This window comes from Achromobacter spanius (assembly GCF_002812705.1).
Taxonomy (GTDB): domain Bacteria; phylum Pseudomonadota; class Gammaproteobacteria; order Burkholderiales; family Burkholderiaceae_B; genus Achromobacter; species Achromobacter spanius.
The window spans coordinates 4,956,059-4,978,828 of the sequence record NZ_CP025030.1 but is presented as its reverse complement, the minus strand read 5'-3'; the positions used below and the strand labels follow the sequence as shown (position 1 = coordinate 4,978,828).

The window sequence follows — 22,770 nt, the reverse complement described above, 5'->3', positions numbered from 1 at the left end:
GCAAGGCACGGCAATATCCGCGTGTGGGGAAGCGCGCGGAGCAGCAGGTCGGCAGCTCCGCCGCAAAGGAGCGTTGTATTCGAGTAGGCGGAGGGGTTTGCCGTGAGTGGAAAGGTTAGCAAGACCTGGCTGGCGGTTGCCGGCGTTGTGGTGTTGGCGGGCGCCATCGGCGTGGGCTGGTGGATGGGCGGCAAGGACAAGCAGGGCGCGGCTCCTGTCCAGGCGCCGGCGGTTTCCACCGCGACTCAAACTCCAGCTGCAGCCCCGGCCGCTGCGGCTGGCGACGGCAAGCCCGCATTGGGTGCCAGCGCGACGGTGGGCGCACCCGACCCCTTCGCGGCGCTGACCTGCCAGCCGCGCCAATTCAACGATGCGCTGTCGCTCTCGGTCACGTTTACCCAGCCGGTGGACGCCAAGGCCAAGCTGGATGATTTCCTCCAGGTCACCGACCTGGGCGCCTCGTCGGGCAAGGCTGACGAAGACAACGAGACCCCCGCCAATGCGGGCGACCAGCCGGCCTCGGTCAAGCCTGGCGACTCCGCGCCCAAAGGCAAGATCCTGAAAGGCAGTTGGATCGTGGGCGAGAACCCGCGCATGGTGTATTTCCCGTACATCCAGCCGCAGCGCAAATACGCCATCACGGTGCGTTCGGGTTTGCCCGGCGTGGGTGACAAGGTCGTGCTGGCTGAAACCTCGAACTGCGAAGTGAATACGCAGGCCATGCCGCCGTCGTTCTATTTCGCCAGTCGCGGCGTGGTGCTGCCGGCCGGCCAGAACGGCGGTTTGCCGGTGGCTACCGTGAACGTGCCCGAGGTTGACGTGCAGTTCCTGCGCGTGGCCCCGGACCGTGTGCCGGAATTGTTTGAAACGGTGCTGGGCATTGGCCGCAACACCGCGTCGGCCTCCGACGAAGATGAAGCCGGCTACGACGAAGAGGACAACTGGCGCTATTCCGACAACCGCAGCCTGAAAGGCTCGGTCAGCAACTGGGATCTGGACCGCCTGAATTCGCTGACGACCAGCGTCTATCAGGGCCGTTTCATCACCGACGACAAGCCGAACCGCCGCCATGTCACCTTCCTGCCGGTTGAAGGCGTGAAGGAACTGCAAGAGCCCGGCATCTATATCGCGGTCATGAGCCAACCGGGCCGTTTCCGCTACGAATACCAGGTTACCTATTTCTACGTGAGCGACATCGGCCTGCATGCGCGCCGTTACAGCGACCGCGTTGAAGCCTATTCCGTGTCGCTGAAGTCGGGCCAGGCCATTTCGGGCGCCGTATTCGAACTGGTGGACGGCGCGGGCAAGACGCTGGCCAAGGCCGCTGCCGATGCGCAGGGCCATGTGCGTTTTGACGGCAGCTTCACCAATGCGCGCGTCATCCGTGCCTCGCGCGACAAGGAAATGACCGTGCTGGCCCTGGGCGAACCGGCGCTGGACCTGTCTGAGTTCGATACGGGCGGCCATGTGTCGCGCCCCAACAATCTGTTCGTCTACGCCGGCCGCAATTTGTACCGTCCGGGCGAGACCTTCAACGTGTCGGTGCTGCCGCGCGACCTGGACGGCCGCATGCTGACACCCGCGCCGCTGACGGCGACGATCAAGCGCCCCGATGGCCGTGTGGTGCAGACTACCCTGTGGCAGCCCAAGAAAGATCTGGTCGGCTATGTTGAGCGCGCCATCGACCTGCCGCTGGATGCCCAGACGGGTTCGTGGCTGCTTGAACTGCGCGTGGACCCCGCTTCGCGCACGCCGGATGCGTCGTGGAAGTTCCAGGTCGAGGAATTCCTGCCTGAACGCATGAAGATGGCGTTGACCTCTGATCAAGAGGTGCTGTCGCCGGAAGAGGAACTGATCGTCAATGTGCAGGGCGATTACCTCTACGGCGCGCCTGCCGCCGGCAACCGCCTGCTGTCCAGCTTCCAGGTCAAGCGCGACCGTTTTGCCTTGGCGCAGAAATGGCCGGGCTTCATCTTCGGCGACGTGGCCGATGACACACGTCGCACGTTCGGCGAACTGCCCGAGGAGGCGCTGGACGACAAGGGCGCAGCCCGGATCAGCGTGAATCCAAGTGTGGCAGGCACGCACTCGCCCATGAAGGTGCGCGTGTCGGCCAGCCTGCTGGAATCGGGCGGCCGCCCGGTGGTTCGTTCCATTGAGCGCAGCGTCTGGCCCGCCGACAAACTGATTGCCGTGCGTCCGCAGTTTGACAGCGATGTGGCGCGCGAACGCGCACCCGCCGCGTTTGAAGTCATCCGTGCCAATGCCCAAGGCGAGATCGTTCCGCTGGCCCAGGCCCAGATGCGCTTGTTCCGCGAAGAGCGCCAATACTATTGGCGCTTTGACGACCAGCGCGGCTGGAACAGCGGCTATACCGAAACCGAAGAACTGGTGGACTCGCGCGAAATCGCCTTGAACGACCGCGCGCAACTGACCGTGCCGGTCAAGTGGGGTCGTTACCGCCTTGAAATCACCGACCCGGAAACGGGCGAAACGATGCGCTACCGCTTCTATGCGGGCTGGAACGCACAGGACGCCGACGCGATGGGCAACCGCCCCGACCGCGTGCAGATGAAGCTGGAAGGCGTGCCGGCCAAGCCGGGCGACACCGTCAAGGTCACGCTGACGCCGCCGCACGACGGCCAGGCGCTGGTCACGGTAGAAGGCGACCGCATGCTGTGGTCCACCTGGGTTGCCGTGAAGGCGACGGGCACCGAAGTTGAAATTCCGATCAGCAAGGATTGGAAGCGCCACGACCTGTATGTGGCTGCCGCCGTGTTCCGCCCGGGTAGCGAAGGCGACCGCGTGACGCCGGCTCGTGCGCTGGGCCTGGCGTTCCTGCCGATTGCCAGCGCCGACCGCAAGCTGGATGTGAAGTTGAGCGCGGCCGCCAAGACCGAGCCCGAAACCAAGACCACCGTGCGCGTCAAGGTCGACGGCGCGCAGGGCAAGCAAGCCACGGTGACGCTGTCCGCGGTGGACGTGGGCATTCTGAACATCAACCAATACGCCACGCCCGATCCGCTGGATTATTTCTTCGGCAAGCACCGCTACGCGCCCGAACTGCTGGACATGTACGGCAAGCTGATCGAGAAAATGGAGGGCACCAAGGGCAAGCTGAAGTGGGGCGGTGACGCCGCCATGCGCGGCGACAGCAAGAGCCTGCCCAAGAAGGTCAAGCTGGTCGACCTGTTCTCGGGTCCGGTCACCTTGAACGCGCAGGGCGAAGCGGATATTCCGCTGGATCTGCCCGACTTCAACGGCACCCTGCGCCTGATGGCCGTGGCGTTCACGGCCGACAACTACGGCAGCACCGACACCGAAATGGTGGTGGCCGCGCCGGTCGTCGCCGAACTGAATACGCCGCGCTTCATCACGCCGGGTGACCAGGCCGCCATTGCGCTGGACCTGACCAACCTGAGCGGCGCCGAGCAAAAGATCAGCATCAAGCTGGAAGCGCTGGACCCGCTCGCCATTACCGACGGCGTGCGCACGGTGACGCTGAAGGACAAGCAGCGCACCACCTTGCGCTTTAACGCGACCACGACCGGTTCGTATGGCCTGGGCCTGATGCGCCTGACCGTCGACGGGCAGGGCGGCGCCAAGCCCGTGCACATCGTGCGCGAATCGGTGCTGCAGGTGCAACCGGCCTACGCGGGCGAGCGCCAGGTTCGTCGCCTGCGCCTGAACCCGGGCGAAACCAACGTGGCGCAAGCGGCGTGGGTGTCTTCGTATTACCCGGATTCGGCGCTGGTCAGCCTGACGGTGTCGAACCGTCCGCCGTTCAACGTGAACAAGCTGGTTGAAGGCCTGCTGGCGTATCCGTACGGATGCGCCGAACAGACCATCAGCCGCGCCTTGCCGTGGGTGTTGATCGACGACGCCGTGGCCAAGCAGTTCGGCCTGAAGCCGCACTCGCAGGTGGAGCGCGCCGCCCAGGTGTCCGGCGCCATCGGCCGCTTGTCCGGCATGCGCAATGCGGTGGGTTCTTACAACCTCTGGAGCGGTTCCAGCTCGCGCGATGTGTGGCTGACGGCCTATGCCGTCGGCTTCCTGCAAGACGCGCGCGACCAAGGCTTTGAAGTGCCCGAAGCCACGCTCGACCGTTCGCGCCAATGGCTGCTGGAGCAAGTGCAGCAGACGTCCAACACCTTCGGCACGTGGTCGGTGAACCTGCGCCGCAACGTTGAAGCCGGCCGCATCGACGGCAGCGACGCCAACATCCTGCGCGAAGACCATCGCCGCTTTGCCGGCTTGTCGACCGCCGTGCTGGCCTTGGCCCGCGACAAGAAGGCGCCGCTGTCGACGGTGCGCCAACTGTTCGACAACTATCAAGAGCGCGCGCGTTCGCCGCTGCCCCTGATCCAGTTGGCGGCTGCATTCAAGCTGATGGGCGACGAAGGGCGCATGAAGTCCGCGCTGGACGCGGCGATGACGCGCGAATACGGTTTCCCGCGTCGCAATTACAACGGCTACTACGACGAATGGCTGGGCGACTATGGCAGCAGCGTGCGCGACTACGCCTTGTCGTACGCGCTGGCCAACCAGTACGGGCTGAAGCACGAGCGCCTGGAAAATCTGCTGACGCAGCTGACTTCGCGCCTGGGCAACCGTTCGTACCTGTCCACGCAGGAACGCATGGCGCTGTTGATGGCGGCACGCGCCATCGGTGGCGACAAGGGCACGCCGTGGGAAGCCGCGCTGACCGTCAATGGCGTGCGCAAGCCGCTGGACGGCGGCAAGAGCGACCAGACGGTGGGCTTGTCGGCGGCTGACCTTGCCAACACGCAGATCGTCAACACCGGCGCGCAGTCCCTGTTCCTGGAGTACGACATCCAGGGCAGCCCGACGGTTGCGCCCAAGCCGCGCAACGACGTGATCCAGCTCAAGCGTGGCTGGTATCGTCCGGACGGCAAACCGTGGGATGGCGGCACGCTGCAAAGCGGCGACATGCTGGTGGTGTGGGTGCAAGCCAGCGCCAACCAGAACATTCCCGATGCGCTGATCGAGGACCGCGTGCCGGCGGGTTTTGAAGTAGAAAACCTGAACCTGTCGCAAAGCCCCGAGATGCAGGAATGGACGATCGGCGGACGCCGCGTGGCCGAAGCCATGGCCGACTCCAACATCAAGCATCGTGAGTTCCGTGATGACCGCTACGTGGCTGCGGTGTCCCTGGGCCGCGGCAAGGTCGACGTGTTCTATCTGGTGCGCGTCGTGACGCCGGGCCGCTACGCGGTGCCGTCGACCGTGGCGGAAGATATGTACCGCCCGGAAATCCGTGGCGTGGGTGAGCAGTGGAGCACGGTCGAAATTCGCGATCGCGGCGCCAAGCGTCCTTGACCGCCGCCGCCTCCTCCACGGCGGGCGCCATGCGCGCTCGCCGCTGGCGGCGGCGCGGCATCATCGCGGCCAGCGTGCTATTTGCGCTGGCCGCGTTGTTATTCGTGCTTGACCGCCTGTTTCCATTGCCCGCCATCGACTCGGGCGGGGCCGCCGTGATCGTTGCCGCCGACGGCACGCCGCTGCGCAATTACCCCAGCCGTGACGGCATCTGGCGCTATCCGGTCACGCCGGACCAAGTCTCGCCGCGCTATCTGGACACCTTGCTCACATATGAGGACCGCTGGTTCTACTGGCATCCCGGCGTCAATCCCGTGGCGATGGCGCGCGCCGGCTGGCAATGGGCCACGAACCGCCGCATCGTGTCGGGCGGCTCCACATTGACCATGCAGGTCGCGCGCTTGATCGACCCGCAACTGGCCGGCAAGCCGTCGCGTTCCATGTCCGCCAAATTGCGGCAAGCCTGGCGCGCGGTGCAACTGGAAATGCACTACAGCAAGGACGAGATTCTTTCCATGTACCTGACCCATGCGCCCATGGGGGGCATTGTGGAAGGCGTGGAGATGGGATCACGGCTCTGGCTGGGCAAGTCCGCGCGCGATCTCGGCCCCGCCGAAGCCGCCATGCTGACCGCCTTGCCGCAAGCGCCGTCGCGCCTGCGTCCCGATCGCCATCCCGAGGCGGCCCAGGCCGCGCGCGACAAGGTGCTGGACCGCATGGCCGAACTGGGCCGCTGGGCTCCGGCCGATGTGGCCGACGCCAAGATCGAAAACGTGATCGCGCCGCCACTGCGCGCGCGCTGGCTGGCGCCGCTGGCCGCGCAGCGCCTGTTGCAGGAAGCGGGCGCCACGCCGACCGCGCGCCGTGCGGGGCAACGGCCGCCCTTGGTTCCATCCACGCTGGATGCCGATATGCAGGCGTCGGTGGAACAAATGTTGCTGGACCGCGTGGACAGCCTGCCGCCCAAGGTGTCCATGGCGGTGCTGGTGATGGATAACGATACGCTGGAGGTCAAGGCCTACGCGGGCTCCGCCGATTTTTCCGACGATACCCGTTACGCCCACGTGGATATGGTGCGCGGCGTGCGCTCGCCGGGTTCTACTCTGAAACCGTTTCTGTATGCGCAGGCGCTGGACGAAGGGCTGATTCATTCCGAAAGCCTGCTGATCGACGCGCCGCTGTCGTTTGGCGGCTACGCTCCGGGTAATTTTCAAGCAGCGTTTTCGGGCCCTGTCAGCGTCGCGCAAGCATTGCAACGGTCGTTGAATGTGCCGGCGGTAGACCTGTTGGACCGCGTCGGCCCGGCGAGTTTTGCGTCGGTTATGCTGACCGGCGGCGTCCGGTTACGTTTGCCGGACGGGGCAGTCCCAAATTTAAGCTTGATTTTGGGCGGGGGTGGCACCACATTGGAAGAACTGGTGGGCGCTTATCGGGCTTTGGCCCGCGACGGCGTCTCGGGACGGCCCCGCCTTCGGGCGGAGCAACCTCGAATCGAGTCCCGTATGATGAGCCCTGGAGCCGCCTGGATCGTTCGCGATATCCTCGAAGGCGGCGGGCATCCCGACCGGCCTTTTTACCAGTCGGGCAGTCCGGCCCGGCGGCTGGCCTGGAAGACCGGAACCAGTTTCGGATTCCGGGACGCCTGGGCAATCGGGGTGACCGACCGATGGACGTTAGGCGTCTGGGTCGGCCGTCCGGATGGCACGCCGAACCCCGGTTTTTTCGGGGCGAATGTGGCGGCGCCATTACTGCAAGATATTGTGGCCGCGTTGCCGGAAGGCGCGCAGCAGGTCCGTAGCCGGCCCGAAACGGTGCAGGCGGCGGTCACGTGTTGGCCACTGGGTTATCGGCTGGGCAGCGTGCCGTCGGGGGAATGCCCCGAGCAGCGCGCGGCGTGGCTGCTGAACGACACGGCGCCGCCGTCATTTGCCGGTTATGCCGACGCCACGCAGGGGCCTTTGCGCGTGGGTGGCGTGGCCACCGGTTCGGTGCTTCGGCCCGTGCCGGGCAGCCGGCAAGTGGCGCTGGATGTGGATGTGCAGGGCGCCGAAGGCGAAGTATGGTGGATGCTTGACGGGCGCGTGGTGAATCATGGCGCGTCGAGTCATCCGTTTAAATTAGTGCTGGCGCAAGACGGCCGGTATACGCTTACCGTCATGGACGCACAAGGCCGCCACGATAGAGTGGTTTTTGAAATCGCTGGCGTTACGCCATGATCGGCATAGAATATGAATCGTGTATTTGACCGCTTCGATGCAATACGGAGGAAGCGTGATTTCTCAAGAGCTTGAAGTCAGCCTGCATATGGCTTTCGTCGAGGCCCGTTCGGCCCGGCATGAATTTATTACCGTCGAGCATCTGCTGTTGTCGCTGCTTGACAACGCTTCGGCAGTCGAGGTTCTGCGCGCTTGCGCGGCGAACCTGGACGACTTGCGCCGCAACCTCCGCCAGTTCGTTTCGGAAAACACTCCGGTGATTCCAAGCGGCGCAGAGGTCGATACGCAGCCGACGCTGGGCTTTCAGCGCGTGATCCAACGCGCAATCATGCACGTATCCGCGGGCGGCACCGGCAAGAAGCCGGTGACCGGCGCGAACGTGCTGGTGGCCATTTTCGGGGAAAAGGACTCGCACGCCGTGTACTACCTGCAACAGCAGGGCGTCACGCGCCTGGATGTCGTCAATTTCCTGTCGCATGGCATTACCAAACAGCCCCAGGTGGAGTCCGCCGCCGTGCAGAAAGAGCAGCAGACCAATGGCGAAGAGCAGGGCGAATCGCGTCAGTCGCCGCTTGACCAATATGCCACCGACCTGAACGCCGCCGCGCTGGCGGGCCGCATCGATCCCCTGATCGGACGCGAGCACGAAGTCGAGCGCGTCATTCAGGTGTTGTGCCGCCGCCGCAAAAACAATCCGCTGCTGGTGGGCGAGGCCGGCGTAGGCAAGACCGCTATCGCGGAAGGCCTGGCCTGGCGCATCACGCGCGGCGAAGTGCCCGAAATCCTGCAAGCCGCCCAAGTCTTTTCGCTGGACATGGGCGCGTTGCTGGCCGGCACCAAGTACCGCGGTGATTTCGAACAGCGTCTGAAGGGCGTGCTGAAGCAAATTCGCGGCAACCCCGACGCCATCCTGTTCATCGACGAAATCCACACGCTGATCGGCGCCGGTTCGGCCTCGGGCGGCACGCTGGATGCGTCCAATCTGTTGAAGCCGGCCTTGTCGTCGGGCCAACTGAAGTGCATTGGCGCGACCACGTATACGGAATATCGCGGCGTCTTTGAAAAAGACCACGCGCTGTCGCGTCGCTTCCAGAAGATCGACGTGCCGGAACCCAGCGTCGAACAGACCGTGCAGATTTTGCGTGGGCTGAAGAGCCGCTTTGAAGAACACCACAGCGTCCGCTATTCGGCGGCCGCGCTGTCGGCGGCCGCTGAATTGTCGGCACGCTTCATCAATGATCGTCATCTGCCCGACAAGGCCATCGACGTCATCGACGAGGCCGGCGCCGCGCAGCGTTTGTTGCCGCGTTCGCGTCAGAAGAAGGTGATCGGCAAGGTGGACATCGAGAACATCGTGTCCAAGATCGCCCGCATTCCGCCGCAGTCGGTCTCCAACGACGACCGCAGCAAGCTGGCCACGCTGGACCGCGATTTGAAGACCGTGGTGTTCGGCCAGGACGGCGCGATCGATGCCTTGGCCGCCGCCATCAAGATGGCGCGTTCGGGCTTGGGCAAGCCGGAAAAACCCATCGGCGCGTTCCTGTTGTCCGGCCCCACGGGCGTGGGCAAGACCGAAGTGGCGCGGCAACTGGCGTTCACGCTGGGTGTTGAGCTGCTGCGTTTCGATATGTCGGAATACATGGAACGCCACGCGGTGTCGCGCTTGATCGGCGCGCCGCCGGGGTATGTTGGTTTCGACCAGGGTGGCCTCTTGACCGAAGCCATCACCAAGCAGCCGCACTGCGTGCTGTTGCTGGACGAAATCGAAAAGGCTCACCCGGATGTGTTCAACATCCTGCTGCAGGTCATGGACCACGGCACGCTGACCGACAACAACGGCCGCAAGGCGGACTTCCGTAACGTCATCCTCATCATGACGACGAACGCGGGCGCCGAAACCTTGAACCGTCCGTCGATCGGCTTTGCCAATTCGCGGATGCTGGGCGACGAAATGGCGGAAATCCGCCGTATGTTCACGCCTGAATTCCGCAACCGCCTTGACGCCATCATCCCGTTCGCCGCGTTGGACCGCGAGGTTATCCTGCGCGTGGTGGACAAGTTCCTCATGCAACTGGAAGATCAGTTGCACGAGCGCCGCGTGGAGGCCGTGTTCACCACGAAACTGCGCGAACACCTTGCCAAGGAGGGGTTCGACCCGCTGATGGGCGCGCGTCCCATGCAACGTCTTATTCAAGACACCATCCGCCGCGCGCTGGCCGACGAGCTGCTGTTTGGCAAGCTGGTCGACGGCGGCTCGGTCACGGTGGATCTGGACGAGTCGGGCAAGGTGACGCTGGACTTCGACGACAACGGGAAACCGCCGTCCTCGGATGCGCCGGACAAGCAGGAAGTTGAACTGATCGATTGATGACCGCGGACAGCCAGCCGCTGATCGAGTGCGAACATTGCGCAAGCGTATATCGCCGACATCAGCTTGAACCTGGCGAGACCGCCAATTGCGCCCGCTGCGGAGCCATACTCTGGCGCTACAGCGGGCTTACTTTGTCCAATTGGCTGGCGCTTGCCCTTACTGCCCTGATCGTCTTCGGGGTGGCTAATGCCTACCCGGTAGCTTCCATGTCGGTACAGGGCATGGTGCAAGAGGCGTCCTTGCTGGACGCCATTTCCATTACGTGGCGCCAAGGCCATTGGGTCGTCGCCGTCATGACGGGGCTGGCCGGTTTTGCCTTGCCGCTGCTGCAATTGACCGTGCTGCTGTGGGTGCTGGGTCCCTTGTCCAAAGGCCGCGAACCCGTGGGTTTTCGTGGTGCCATGCGCTTGCTGGGCGTGCTGCGGCCGTGGTGCATGGTGCCCGTGTTCCTGTTGGGCGTGCTGGTGGCGGTGGTCAAGCTGGCGGGCATGGCGGCGGTGCAACCCGGTATCGGGCTGGGCGCATTTGGCCTGTTGACCATTTTCCTGACCATGTTGGGACGCCTGTCGCCGCACGTGCTGTGGCGTTATGCCGAAACAGCAGGCGTGGCTCCCGTGCACATCCCCGAAAGCAGTCCGGACACCGTCCTGGCCGGCTGCCATGTCTGCGGCCAGGTGCAGGCCTTGCCGCGCGAGGCCGATCCCGAAGAAGAGCACCACTGTGTGCGCTGCCACGCCGTGGTGCATTACCGCAAGCCCGACCACCTGGCGCGCACCTGGGCGCTGCTGCTCGCGGCGGTTGTGTTCTATATCCCGGCTAACGTGCTGCCCGTCATGCAGGTCAGTTCCGTGTTGGGCGACAGCGCTCACACCATTCTTGGCGGCGTGGTCGAGCTATGGCAGATGGGCTCATGGGACATCGCACTGATTGTGTTCATCGCCAGCGTGGCCGTGCCCCTGACCAAGCTGCTGGCCTTGATCTTGCTGCTCTTGACCGAGCAATGGCGCAGCACGACCAACCTGCGGCCGCGTACCCGCCTGTATCAGATGGTCGAGTTCATTGGCCAATGGTCGATGCTGGATGTTTTTGTCGTTATATTGCTGGCGGCGCTGGCCGATTTTCAAGGCCTGATGGAGATCAGCGCAGGTGCCGGGGCAGCGGCCTTTGGCGTGGTGGTGATCTTGACCATGCTGGCGGCCATGAGCTTCGATCTGCGCCGTAGCTGGGATCTGGAAGACGACAGCGAAATCGACACACTCGAGATAGAAGGCCGGGCTCACCCGGCCCAGGCGGCGCCACAGGCGCCGACCCAGACCAGCAGGGAAGTGGGTTAGCAACAACAGCGGGTCCCGCGGAAGAAGAAAAAAGGAAAGTAGATGTCCGACCAAGCACCCGATGCCGGTGAAGAGAAGTACAAGTCACCGACCATCTCGCGCAAGCAGAAGAGCCGGATTTCATGGATCTGGCTGGTGCCCATCGTGGCCGCGCTGATGGGCATGTCGCTCGTCATCCGGACCTGGATGCAGGCCGGCCCGGATATCTCCATCTCGTTCAATACGGCCGAAGGGCTGGAGGTGGGCAAGACGCAACTGCGCTACAAGGACGTGAACATCGGCACGGTGAAGTCCATCGGCTTCAACGATGACCGCAGCAAGGTTGTGGTGCGGGCTGAACTTGCCAAGGAAGTGTCCGATCTGGCCCGCGACGGCACCAATTTCTGGGTGGTGCGGCCACGGCTGGACGTCAGCGGCGTATCGGGTCTGGGCACCTTGTTGTCGGGCGCCTACATTGGCGTGGATGCGGCCGAAGGCAAGAACGGGTCCGCCAAGGCCACCAAATTGGACTTCGAAGGCCTGGAGATTCCGCCCGCGGTCACGCACGACCGCGCGGGCAAGCGCTTCATGCTGAAGGCGTCGGACCTGGGGTCGCTGGACATCGGTTCGCCCGTCTACTTCCGCCGCATCAACGTGGGGCGCGTCATCGGCTACGAGCTGGACAAGACCGGCACGGCCGTGAACGTTGAAGTGTTCGTGGATTCGCCCAACGACAAGTTCGTTACCAACGGCACGCGCTTCTGGAATGCCAGCGGCGTGGACTTCAGCGTCAATGCCGACGGCCTCAAGGTGCGTACGCAGTCGCTGGTGTCCATGGCGGTGGGCGGCGTGGCGTTCGAATCCGTGCAAAGCGCGCGCGACGGCAGCAACCCGGCGCCGGCCGATGCCAACTTTGACCTGTACGCGACCGAAGCCGCCGCCAAGGCCAACCCGGACGGCGAAGCCTTCCCCATCCGCATGCGCTTTGACCAGTCGATCCGTGGCCTGACCGTGGGTGCGCCCATTGATTTCAACGGCATCACGCTGGGCAACGTCACGCAGATCAATCTGGATTTCGACCCGGCCACGAAGCGCTTCTTCTCGCTGGTGGACGCCACGCTGTATCCGGAACGCCTGGGCCGCGTGTATGAAGAAGTGCGCGAGCGCGCGCTCAAGGACGGCGACGAGGCAGGCACCCGGCTGCTGGGCGTGATGATCAAGTACGGCCTGCGCGCCCAACTGCGCACGTCCAACCTGCTGACCGGCCAGTTGTATGTGGTGCTGGACAACTTCCCGAACGCCAAGCCGGTGGAGTTCAAGGCGACCGACCCCGCCGTGATTCCGACGGTGCCCGGCAACCTGGATCAGTTGCAGCAGCAGGTCAGCAATATCGTCGCCAAGATCGAGAAGATTCCGTTCGACAAGATCGGCGAAGACCTGCGCACCACGCTGGCCAGCACGTCCAAGCTGATGAACCGCCTGGACAAGCAAGTCGCGCCCGAAGCCCAAAGCATGCTGAAGCAGGCTCGGCAGTCGATGGCGAATATCAATGCGATGCTGGCCTCGGATGCATCGCTGCCGGTCAATACCGAAAAGGCAATGCAGGAACTGAGCCGTGCGGCCCGCTCATTGCGCGCGCTGGCCGACTTCCTGCAAGCGAACCCCGAAGCCTTGTTGCGTGGCCGTGGTGATGATCCGATTCCCGGCTCAGGCCCTGTCAGGAACTAAAGAACCATGACTCTATCTTCGATGCGTCCTGTCTTGTGCGTGCTGGCGCTTGGCGCCGCCCTGGCGGGCTGCGGTTCGTCGCCGCCCGTGCACTACTACACTTTGCAGGGGCCGACGGCGCCTTCATCGGCGGCGCCTGCCGGATCCGCCGACTTTCTGATCGAGGTGCAACCCGTCAGCCTGTCCACGCAGGCCGACCAGCCGCAGTTGATGGTGCGCACCGGCGACGGCAGCGTGTCGGCGCTGTATTCCGAGCGCTGGAGCTCGCCGCTGGGCGACGAATTGCGGGGCGCTCTGTCGGATGGGCTCAAGCGCGAACTGGGCGCCCTGGATGTGCAGATGGTCAAGCCCGGGCCGGGGGCTCCGGTGTGGCGGGTGCAGACCGACGTGCAGCGCTTTGAGATGGTGTCGGGCAGCTTGGCGCAGTTGGATGCCACCTGGCGCGTGCGGCCCGTCAACGCCAAGGGCACCGGGTTGCTGTGCCGCAGCGTGGTGACCGAACCCGTGTCCGAAACCGGTATACCCGCATTGATCGCCGCACAGCAAAAAGCGGTAGCGGGCTTGGCCGGCGTGATGGCTTCCGCCATACGCGGGCAGGCCCCCACGGGGTCGGCATCGGTGCAGATGTTGGGCTGCTCAGCGCTGAAGGATTGAGAAACTCGCATGAACTCAAGCGGTTAACCTAGGGTTAACCTTAATACAAACAAGGTTGCAACCTGTCTAGCATACGGTCCTACCCATACTGGGTTTCGTTCGGACCCAGTAACACCTTTGCCATGCGACAGGAAGCAATCTCTTATGGCCAGCACGACCCTCGGCGTCAAAGTTGATGACGCACTGCGCGACCGCCTCAAGGCCGCCGCCAACAAGCTCAACTGCACGCCCCACTGGCTGCATAAGCAGGCCATTCTTTCTTATCTGGACAAAATCGAGCGGGGCCACTTGCCCGCCGAGATGTCGCATCTGGGCGTGGACGCCAGTATTGACGACGAGTCGGGCGACGCGCCCGCCGCCGCCACGCCGCCGTTCTACGAATTTGGCCAGGACGTGCAGCCGCAGTCCGTGCTGCGCGCCGCGATTACCGCCGCGTATCGCCGCCCCGAACCGGAATGCGTGCCGCTGTTGCTGGGTCAGGCCCGCGTGCCCAATCTGGAAAAAGTGCACGCCATGGCGTCCGACCTTGTCAAGAAGCTGCGCGGCAAGCGTAGCGGTGGCGGCGTCGAAGGGCTGATTCAGGAATTCTCGTTGTCCAGTCAGGAAGGCGTGGCGCTGATGTGCCTGGCCGAAGCGCTGCTGCGCATTCCCGACCGCGCCACCCGCGACGCGCTGATCCGCGACAAGGTCGCGCGTGGCGACTGGAAGTCGCACATGGGTGGTTCGCAATCGCTGTTCGTCAACGCCGCCACCTGGGGCCTGATGATCACCGGCAAGCTGGTTGCCGTGAGCAGCGAGCAATCCTTGTCCAAGGCGCTGACGCGCCTGATCGGCAAGGGCGGCGAGCCCCTGGTGCGCAAGGGTGTGAACATGGCCATGCGCATGATGGGCGAACAATTCGTCTCCGGCCAGACCATCTCCGAAGCGCTGGCCAACAACCGCAAGATGGAAGCGCGCGGCTTCCGCTATTCCTACGACATGCTGGGCGAAGCGGCCACCACGGCCGAAGACGCCGAGCGTTATTACGCGTCGTATGAACAGGCCATACACGCCATCGGCAAGGCCGCGGCCGGCCGTGGCATTTACGAAGGCCCGGGCATCTCGATCAAGCTGTCGGCGCTGCATCCGCGCTATTCGCGCAGCCAGCGCGAACGGGTCATCGCTGAATTGCTGCCGCGCGTGAAGGCGCTGACGGCGCTGGCGCGCAGCTACGACATCGGCCTGAACATCGACGCCGAAGAAGCCGACCGCCTGGAAATCTCGCTGGACCTGCTGGAAGCGCTTTGCTTCGCGCCGGAACTTGATGGCTGGAACGGCATCGGCTTTGTCATCCAGGCCTATCAGAAGCGCGCGCCGTTCGTCATTGACTACGTCATCGACCTGGCTCGCCGCAGCCGCCACCGCGTAATGGTGCGCCTGGTCAAGGGCGCGTACTGGGACAGCGAAATCAAGCGCGCCCAGGTCGACGGCCTGGAAGGCTATCCCGTCTATACCCGCAAGCTGTACACCGACGTGGCCTACCTGGCTTGCGCGCGCAAGCTCTTGGGCGCGCCCGAGGCCGTGTACCCGCAGTTCGCCACGCACAACGCCTATACGCTTGCCGCCATCTATCAGTTGGCGGGTCAGAACTACTACCCCGGTCAATACGAATTCCAGTGCCTGCACGGCATGGGCGAACCCTTGTACGACGAAGTGGTCGGCCCGCTGGCCCAGGGCAAGCTGAACCGCCCGTGCCGCATCTACGCGCCGGTCGGCACGCACGAAACGCTGCTGGCGTACCTGGTGCGCCGCCTGCTGGAAAACGGCGCCAACACCTCGTTTGTGAACCTGATCGGCGACGACACCATTCCGGTGGAATCGCTGGTGGCTGACCCCGTGGAAGCGGCCTCGCGCATTGTGCCGCTGGGCGCACCGCACGAAAAGATCGCGCTGCCGCGCGAGCTGTACGGCAACGTGCAACAGGGCGCTCGCGCCAACTCGGCCGGGCTGGACCTGACCAACGAGCATCGCCTGGGTTCGCTGTCGGCTGCGCTCTTGGCCAGCGCCGGCACGCCGTGGCGCGCCGGCCCGATGTTGGGCGAGGGCGAGCAAGCCTGGGACGCGGCGCGCGCCATTGAAGTGCGCAACCCCGCCAACCTGCGCGATGTGGTCGGCCACGTGATCGAGGCGCAGTCGGAAGACGCCGATATCGCCTTGCGCGCCGCCGCCAATACCGCGCCCATCTGGCAGTCGACGCCGGTGGCCGAGCGGGCGCAATGCCTGCGCCGCGCGGCGCAATTGCTGGAAGAGCAGATGCAGACCCTGTTGGGCCTGATCGTGCGCGAAGCCGGCAAGTCGCTGCCCAACGCCATTGCCGAAGTGCGCGAAGCCGTGGACTTCCTGCGCTACTACGCAGACCAGGCCGAACAGGAATTCAGCAACGACACGCATCGCCCCTTGGGCACCGTGCTGTGCATCAGCCCGTGGAACTTCCCGCTGGCCATCTTCACCGGCCAGGTCGCGGCCGCGCTGGCTGCCGGCAACACCGTGGTGGCCAAGCCTGCTGAACAAACGCCGTTGATCGCCGCGCAAGCGGTGGCCATCCTGCGCGCGGCCGGCGTGCCTGCCGGCGCGGTGCAACTGCTGCCGGGCCGTGGCGAAACCATAGGCGCCCAGCTGGTGGCCAGCCCCGCCGTGCGCGGCGTGATGTTCACCGGCTCTACCGACGTGGCGCGCATCATCGCGCGCACGCTGGCCGACCGCCTGGATGACGACGGCCACACCATTCCGCTGATCGCCGAAACGGGCGGCCAGAACGCGATGGTGGTGGACTCGTCCGCGCTGTCCGAGCAAGTGGTGTTCGACGTGTTGAGCTCGGCCTTCGACTCGGCCGGCCAACGCTGCTCGGCACTGCGCGTGCTGTGCGTGCAGGAAGACAATGCCGATCACGTGCTGACGATGCTGCGCGGCGCCATGCGCGAACTGAGCGTGGGCAACCCGGACCGCCTCTCGGTGGACGTGGGCCCCGTCATCGATACCGAAGCCCGCAACGGCATCCAGCGCCACATCGAAACCCTGCGCACGGCGGGCCACCGCGTTGACCAGGTCGAACTGAACGGCGAATGCCGCCATGGCACCTTCGTGGCGCCCACCATCATCGAAATCGATCACATCAGCGAACTGACGCGCGAAGTGTTTGGCCCGGTGCTGCACGTGGTGCGCTACAAGCGCGACGAGCTGGATGCGCTGCTGGACGCCATCAACGGCACGGGCTACGGCCTGACCTTCGGCGTGCATACCCGCATCGACGAAACCATTGCGCACGTGACCGGGCAAGTGCATGCCGGCAACGTGTACGTCAACCGCAACATCGTGGGCGCGGTGGTGGGCGTCCAGCCGTTTGGTGGCGAATGCCTGTCGGGCACGGGCCCGAAAGCGGGCGGCCCGCTGTACATGTACCGCTTGCTGGGTACGCGTCCGGCCGGTCTGCCGCCGGCACTGGATGCCGCCGCGCCGCTGCCGCAACGCATTGCGTTGCCCGGCCCCACGGGCGAAACCAACACCTATATGGTCGAACCGCGCGGGGCCGTGTATTGCGTGGCCGCCACCGAAGCCGGTGCGCGGGCGCAGTGGTCGGTGGCGCGCCTGACGGGCAACCATGCCTGGTTCGCGGATACGCCGGCCGCGCAGGCGCTGTTGTCCACGCTGGACGCCGAGCAGCAAGGCCAGGCGGGCATTCTTGCTGATGACGAGGTCGACCAGGCGGACTACCAGGCCGTGCTGTTTGAAGGCGATGGCGACGCGCTGCAAGCGCTGAACCAGCGCATCGCGCAGCGTCCGGGGGCCATCCTGGCGGTGCATGGGCTGACGTCCGATGCCTTGGCCGCGGGCGCCGCCTATGTGCCGGAACGCCTGTTGACCGAACGTTCCATCAGCGTGAATACGGCCGCCGCAGGGGGCAACGCCAGCCTCATGACGATCGGTTAAGGGTGACCGAGGGGTAACCCTCGATGACTGAGGGTTATCTCCAATATCGGGCAAGGTTGCACTGGAACGAAAATCCGGTCGCACCTCAAGTCTGGATGTCGCAACCCGGCATCCAGACCTTGCAGAACATGCATGCGCGGGACCCGGCCACCGCCGGGCCCGCGGTAGTAGAAAAACCAAAAGCCTGGCTAAAAGCTCAGGTATAACAAGGCCTTAAGTACCGCTATCAGTACACGGCCATCCGAGACCCCGGAGGATTCCCCATGAAGTTCCGCACGACTTTGAAGCTACTCGCCGCCAGCATCGCTGCTGTGGGCATGACGGCCGCCGCATCGGCCGCCGACATCAAACTCGGCTTTGCCGCCCCGCTGACCGGTCCGCAGTCGCACTACGGTGAAGACATGCAGAACGGGCTGAACCTGGCTTTGGAAGAAGCCAACAAGAAGGGCGTCAAGGTAGATGGCGAGCCTGCCAAGTTCGTGCTGGTGTCGCGTGATGACCAGGCCGATCCGCGCGTGGGCGTGCAGGTGGCGCAGCAACTGGTCGACCAGGAAGTCGTGGGCATCCTGGGCCACTTCAACTCGGGCACCACCATCCCGGCATCGCGTGTCTACCATGAAGCCGGTCTGCCGCAGATCGCCATGGCGACGTCGCCGGAATACACCAAGCAGGGCTACGAAACCACGTTCCGCATGATGACCAGCGACACCCAGCAGGGTGCGGCGGTCGGCAAGTTCATGGTGCAGAACCTGAAGGCCAAGAAGGTCGCCATCATCGACGACCGCACGGCCTACGGCCAAGGTCTGGCCGACGAAGTGGAAAAGGCCGTGAAGGCCGCCGGTGGCCAAGTGGTCCGCCGCGAATACACCACCGACAAGGCCAATGACTTCACGGCCATCCTGACCAACATCAAGGGCGCCGCGCCCGACGCAATTTTCTACGGCGGCCTGGACGCGCAGTCCGGTCCCATGAAGCGCCAGTTGGCCACGCTGGGCCTGAAGGCTCCGCTTGTCTCGGGCGAAATGACGCGCAGCGACACCTTCATCAAGCTGGCGGGCGATGCCGCCGACGGCACGTTTGCGTCCCTGGCCGGTGTGCCGCTGGACAAGATGACGGCGGGCAAGGACTTTGCCCAGCGCTACGAAGCCCGCTTCAAGAAGGCCCCCGGCGTCTACGCGCCGTACGCCTATGACGGCGCCTGGAACATGATCACGGCCATCGAACAGGCCGGGTCGTCCGACCCCGAGAAGTACCTGCCGGTGCTGGCCAAGCTGAACCGCAAGGGCGCCACCAGCGAGCACATTTCCTACGACGCGCAAGGCGATCTCAAGGAAATCTCGGTCACCATCTACGAAGTCAAGAACGGCAAGTGGGAGATGGTTGAAACGATGGTCAGCCAAGCCAACTAAGGCGGGCTGAACCCCGGGCGGGGCCGGCTGAGCCGGTGTCCGCCCACTCTTTGCGCTTGCGCCGCTCGGCGTGGCGCCGTGCCCGCCGCGTCCCGTTCGTCATGACGAGGGCCGCTGCGTTGCGCGATTTTTCCAGGCTTATTTTCGCGGCCCCTATGGATATCTTCATTCAACAACTGATTAACGGCGTCACGCTAGGCAGCGTGTACGCCCTGGTCGCCCTTGGCTACACCATGGTGTACGGCATCATCGGGCTGATCAACTTCGCGCATGGCGATGTCGTCATGATCGGCGCCATGGCGGCCACCACGATTGCCATTTCGCTGATCGGTGGCGACCCCGGCGTGTCCGCGTTCGTGGTGCTGGGCGTGGGCCTGCTGGTGTCCGTGCCGCTGTGCATGGCGGTGGGCTGGACGGCCGAGCGCGTGGCTTACCGGCCGCTGCGCCGCGCGCCGCGCCTGGCGGCGCTGATCACCGCGATCGGCGTGTCCATCATCTTGCAAAACGTGGCGATGATGGCCTGGGGCCGCAACTACCTGAACTTTCCGCAGGTGCTGTCGCCGCGCGTGTTCGAGTTTGCCGGCGCCCGCATGAGCACCTTGCAGATCGCCATCGTGGTGATTGCGGCGCTGATCATGGGCGGCTTGCTGGCCATCGTTCACAAGACCCGCCTGGGCACGGCCATGCGCGCCACTGCGCAGAACCGCGAAGTGGCGGGGCTGATGGGCGTGAACATCAATACCGTGATTTCGGCGGCGTTCCTGATCGGCTCGGCGCTCGCCGCCGTGGCGGGCATGATGGTCGCCACCTATTACGGCGTGTCGCAATACACCATGGGCTTCATGCTGGGCCTGAAGGCGTTTACCGCCGCGGTGCTGGGCGGCATCGGCAGCATGGTGGGCGCCATGGTGGGCGGGCTGCTGCTGGGCGTGATCGAATCGCTGGGCGCGGGTTATATCGGCGATATCACGGGCGGCTTTTTGGGCAGCCATTATCAGGACGTGTTTGCGTTCTTCGTGCTGGTGCTGGTGCTGATCTTCCGTCCTTCCGGCCTCTTGGGCGAACGCGTGGGAGACCGGGCATGAACGTATCCCTGAAAAAAAACAGCGGGCTGTCGACCCGCAACCTGATCGGCATTGCGCTTATCGGCATCGTGCTGGCGGTGCTGCCCTTTGTGATCGGCATGGCCGGCCAGAGCTGGGTGCGCATCCTGAATTTTGCGCTGCTGTATGTGATGCTGTCGCTGGGCCTGAACATCGTGGTGGGCTTTGCCGGCTTGCTGGATCTGGGCTACATCGCGTTCTATGCGGTGGGCGCGTATACCTGGGCGCTGCTGGCGTCGCCGCATTTCGGGCTGCACCTGCCGTTCTGGGCGATCTTGCCGATTGCGCTGGCCGTGGCCTGCCTGTTTGGCGTGCTGCTGGGGGCGCCAACGCTGAAATTGCGGGGCGACTACCTGGCCATCGTGACCTTGGGCTTCGGGGAGATCATTCGCATCTTCCTGAACAACCTGAATGCCCCGATCAACATCACCAACGGGCCGCAAGGCATCAACCGCATCGATACCTTCAAGGTGGGCGAGTTCTCGTTCGGGCGCACGGAAAGCTTGCTGGGCATGCGCTTCACCGGGCCTGAAAAGTACTACTACCTGCTGCTGGCCATCACGCTGATCATCATCGTGGTGTGCGTGCGCCTGCAGAATTCCCGCATCGGCCGAGCTTGGGAAGCCATCCGCGAAGACGAGATCGCGGCCAAGGCCATGGGTATCAACACCCGCAACATCAAGCTGCTGGCGTTCGCCATGGGCGCGTCTTTCGGCGGCGTGGCCGGCGCGTTGTTCGCGTCGATGCAGGGCTTTGTCAGCCCCGAGAGCTTCTCGCTGATGGAGTCGATTTCGATCCTGTGCATGGTGGTGCTGGGCGGCATGGGGCATATCCCGGGCGTCATCCTGGGCGCACTGATCCTGGCGGCCTTGCCGGAATTCTTGCGCGCGGTGGTGGAACCCTTCCAGCACATGGTGTTTGGCGCCGTGGTGCTGGACCCCGAAGGCATCCGCATGCTGTTGTTCGGTTTGGCCATGGTGTGCGTCATGCTGTTCCGCCCGGCGGGCTTGTGGCCGTCGGCCGTGCGCAAGCGCGAGCTGTCGTCGAAGACGCAAGGAGGCGCGGCATGAGCAAGTTGCTGCAAGCGCAGGGGCTGGGCAAACGCTTTGGCGGCCTGCAAGCCTTGTCGGATGTCAGTTTCGATATTGAGCAGGGCGAAATCTATGGCCTGATCGGCCCGAACGGCGCGGGCAAGACCACGCTGTTCAACGTGCTGACCGGCTTGTATATCCCGGAGGACGGCAGTTGCACGTTCAACGGAGAATCCCTGTCCGGCAAGAAGCCGCATGAGGTCGCCTACGCGGGGCTGGCGCGCACGTTCCAGAACATACGCCTGTTCGCCAATTTGTCCGCCATCGAGAACGTGATGATTGGGCGCCACCTGCGCACCAAGGCAGGCGTCTTGGGCGCGGTGTTGCGCACGCGCGCCACGAGGGCGGAGGAAGCGGCCATCGAGGCGCGGGCGCAGGAACTGCTGGACTACGTGGGCATCGGCCATCGCGCCAACGACGTCGCGCGCTCCTTGCCATACGGCGATCAACGCCGCCTGGAAATTGCGCGCGCCCTGGCCACGGACCCGAAGCTGCTGGCGCTGGACGAACCCGCGGCCGGCATGAATGCATCGGAAACGGTGGTGCTGCGCAAGCTGGTCGAAAAGATCCGCGACGATGGCGTCACGGTGCTGCTCATCGAGCACGACATGAAGCTGGTGATGGGTCTGTGCGACCGGGTGCTGGTGCTGGAATACGGCAAGGTGCTGGCCATGGGCAAGCCCGCCCAGGTGCAGCGCGACCCGAAGGTTATCGAAGCGTATCTGGGCGCCGGCGCGGCGCAAGACCCGCTGATTCACAAGGAGAGCCCGGCATCATGACGGCATCCCAACCCTTATTGGAATTGCGCGGCCTGCAAGTGGCGTATGGCGGTATCCGTGCCGTGCGCGGCATCGACCTGCGCGTGGACGCGGGTGAACTCGTGTGCCTGATCGGCGCCAACGGCGCGGGCAAGAGCACGACGCTACGCGCCATTTGCGGCCTGGTGCCGCTGGCGGGCGGCGAAATCGTCTACGGCGGGCAGTCGATCGGTGGCACGAAATCGCATGAGCTGGTTCGCCGTGGCCTGGTCATGGTGCCTGAAGGTCGGGGCATCTTTGGCCAACTGACCATCGAAGAGAATCTGGCGATGGGTGCGTACATCCGCCGCGATGCCGCACAGATTCGCCAGGACACCGACCGCGTGTTCACGCTGTTTCCCCGGCTTGCCGAACGCCGCAAGCAGGCGGCCGGCACCTTGTCGGGCGGTGAGCAGCAGATGGTGGCGATGGGCCGCGCCATGATCGCGCGCCCCAAGCTGCTTTTGCTTGATGAGCCCTCCATGGGCTTGGCGCCGCTGATGGTCGAAAAAGTGTTCGAGGTGGTGCGCACCATAGCCAGCGAGGGCGTGACGATATTGCTGATCGAACAGAACGCGCGCCTGGCGCTGGAAAACAGCCATCGGGGCTATGTGATGGAATCGGGCGAGATCATCCTGTCCGGCCCCGCCAAGCAGATGCTGCATGACCCGAAGGTCAGGGCGGCGTATCTGGGCGAAGTCGAGGAAGCCTCGGCCTAGTACCCCCGTTGCGTTGCAAGGCAACATGCCCGGCATCCGGTTCAGTTCGGATGCCGGGCATTT

At 64.5% G+C, this 22,770-nt stretch carries 12 protein-coding genes; all 12 read left to right on the top strand.

Annotated elements, in window-relative coordinates:
- Positions 1-102: 102 nt before the first annotated feature.
- The 12 genes from CVS48_RS22410 to CVS48_RS22355 all read left to right on the top strand — a co-directional run bounded on the left by CVS48_RS22410 (position 103) and on the right by CVS48_RS22355 (position 22,707).
- Complete coding sequence (locus CVS48_RS22410; protein ID WP_167401041.1) at positions 103-5,340, top strand: alpha-2-macroglobulin family protein; 5,238 nt, start codon at positions 103-105, stop codon at positions 5,338-5,340.
- A gap of 29 nt (positions 5,341-5,369) precedes the next feature.
- Positions 5,370-7,556 (top strand): penicillin-binding protein 1C, encoded by a 2,187-nt coding sequence (pbpC, locus tag CVS48_RS22405; RefSeq protein ID WP_419191469.1) that lies wholly within the window; start codon positions 5,370-5,372, stop codon positions 7,554-7,556.
- A gap of 55 nt (positions 7,557-7,611) precedes the next feature.
- Complete coding sequence (gene clpA / locus CVS48_RS22400; RefSeq protein WP_050445390.1) at positions 7,612-9,924, top strand: ATP-dependent Clp protease ATP-binding subunit ClpA; 2,313 nt, start codon at positions 7,612-7,614, stop codon at positions 9,922-9,924.
- Positions 9,924-11,261, top strand: a complete 1,338-nt coding sequence (locus CVS48_RS22395; protein WP_100856358.1) for a paraquat-inducible protein A — start codon at positions 9,924-9,926, stop codon at positions 11,259-11,261. The genes clpA and CVS48_RS22395 overlap by 1 nt, the downstream gene beginning before the upstream one ends.
- Before the next feature lie 42 nt (positions 11,262-11,303).
- Positions 11,304-12,968 carry a PqiB family protein gene (locus CVS48_RS22390; RefSeq protein ID WP_100856357.1) on the top strand — a complete coding sequence of 555 codons (1,665 nt, stop codon included), beginning with the start codon at positions 11,304-11,306 and terminating at the stop codon, positions 12,966-12,968.
- A gap of 6 nt (positions 12,969-12,974) precedes the next feature.
- Positions 12,975-13,622: a PqiC family protein gene (locus CVS48_RS22385; RefSeq protein WP_100856356.1), complete on the top strand. Its 648-nt coding sequence runs from the start codon at positions 12,975-12,977 to the stop codon at positions 13,620-13,622.
- Positions 13,623-13,766: 144 nt separating this feature from the next.
- On the top strand, positions 13,767-17,588 hold the full coding sequence (gene putA, locus CVS48_RS22380) for a trifunctional transcriptional regulator/proline dehydrogenase/L-glutamate gamma-semialdehyde dehydrogenase (protein ID WP_100856355.1): 3,822 nt from the start codon (positions 13,767-13,769) through the stop codon (positions 17,586-17,588).
- A 263-nt stretch (positions 17,589-17,851) separates the two neighbouring features.
- Positions 17,852-18,997, top strand: coding sequence for a branched-chain amino acid ABC transporter substrate-binding protein (locus CVS48_RS22375; RefSeq protein ID WP_100856354.1), 1,146 nt, complete (start codon positions 17,852-17,854; stop codon positions 18,995-18,997).
- A 101-nt stretch (positions 18,998-19,098) separates the two neighbouring features.
- Positions 19,099-20,082, top strand: a complete 984-nt coding sequence (locus CVS48_RS22370; RefSeq protein WP_425265765.1) for a branched-chain amino acid ABC transporter permease — start codon at positions 19,099-19,101, stop codon at positions 20,080-20,082.
- Positions 20,079-21,170: an ABC transporter permease subunit gene (locus CVS48_RS22365; RefSeq protein WP_100856352.1), complete on the top strand. Its 1,092-nt coding sequence runs from the start codon at positions 20,079-20,081 to the stop codon at positions 21,168-21,170. The genes CVS48_RS22370 and CVS48_RS22365 overlap by 4 nt, the downstream gene beginning before the upstream one ends.
- Positions 21,167-21,970, top strand: a complete 804-nt coding sequence (locus CVS48_RS22360; protein WP_100856351.1) for an ABC transporter ATP-binding protein — start codon at positions 21,167-21,169, stop codon at positions 21,968-21,970. The genes CVS48_RS22365 and CVS48_RS22360 overlap by 4 nt, the downstream gene beginning before the upstream one ends.
- Complete coding sequence (locus tag CVS48_RS22355; RefSeq protein WP_100856350.1) at positions 21,967-22,707, top strand: ABC transporter ATP-binding protein; 741 nt, start codon at positions 21,967-21,969, stop codon at positions 22,705-22,707. Before CVS48_RS22360 ends, CVS48_RS22355 begins: the two co-directional genes overlap by 4 nt.
- The last annotated feature ends 63 nt before the right edge of the window (positions 22,708-22,770 follow it).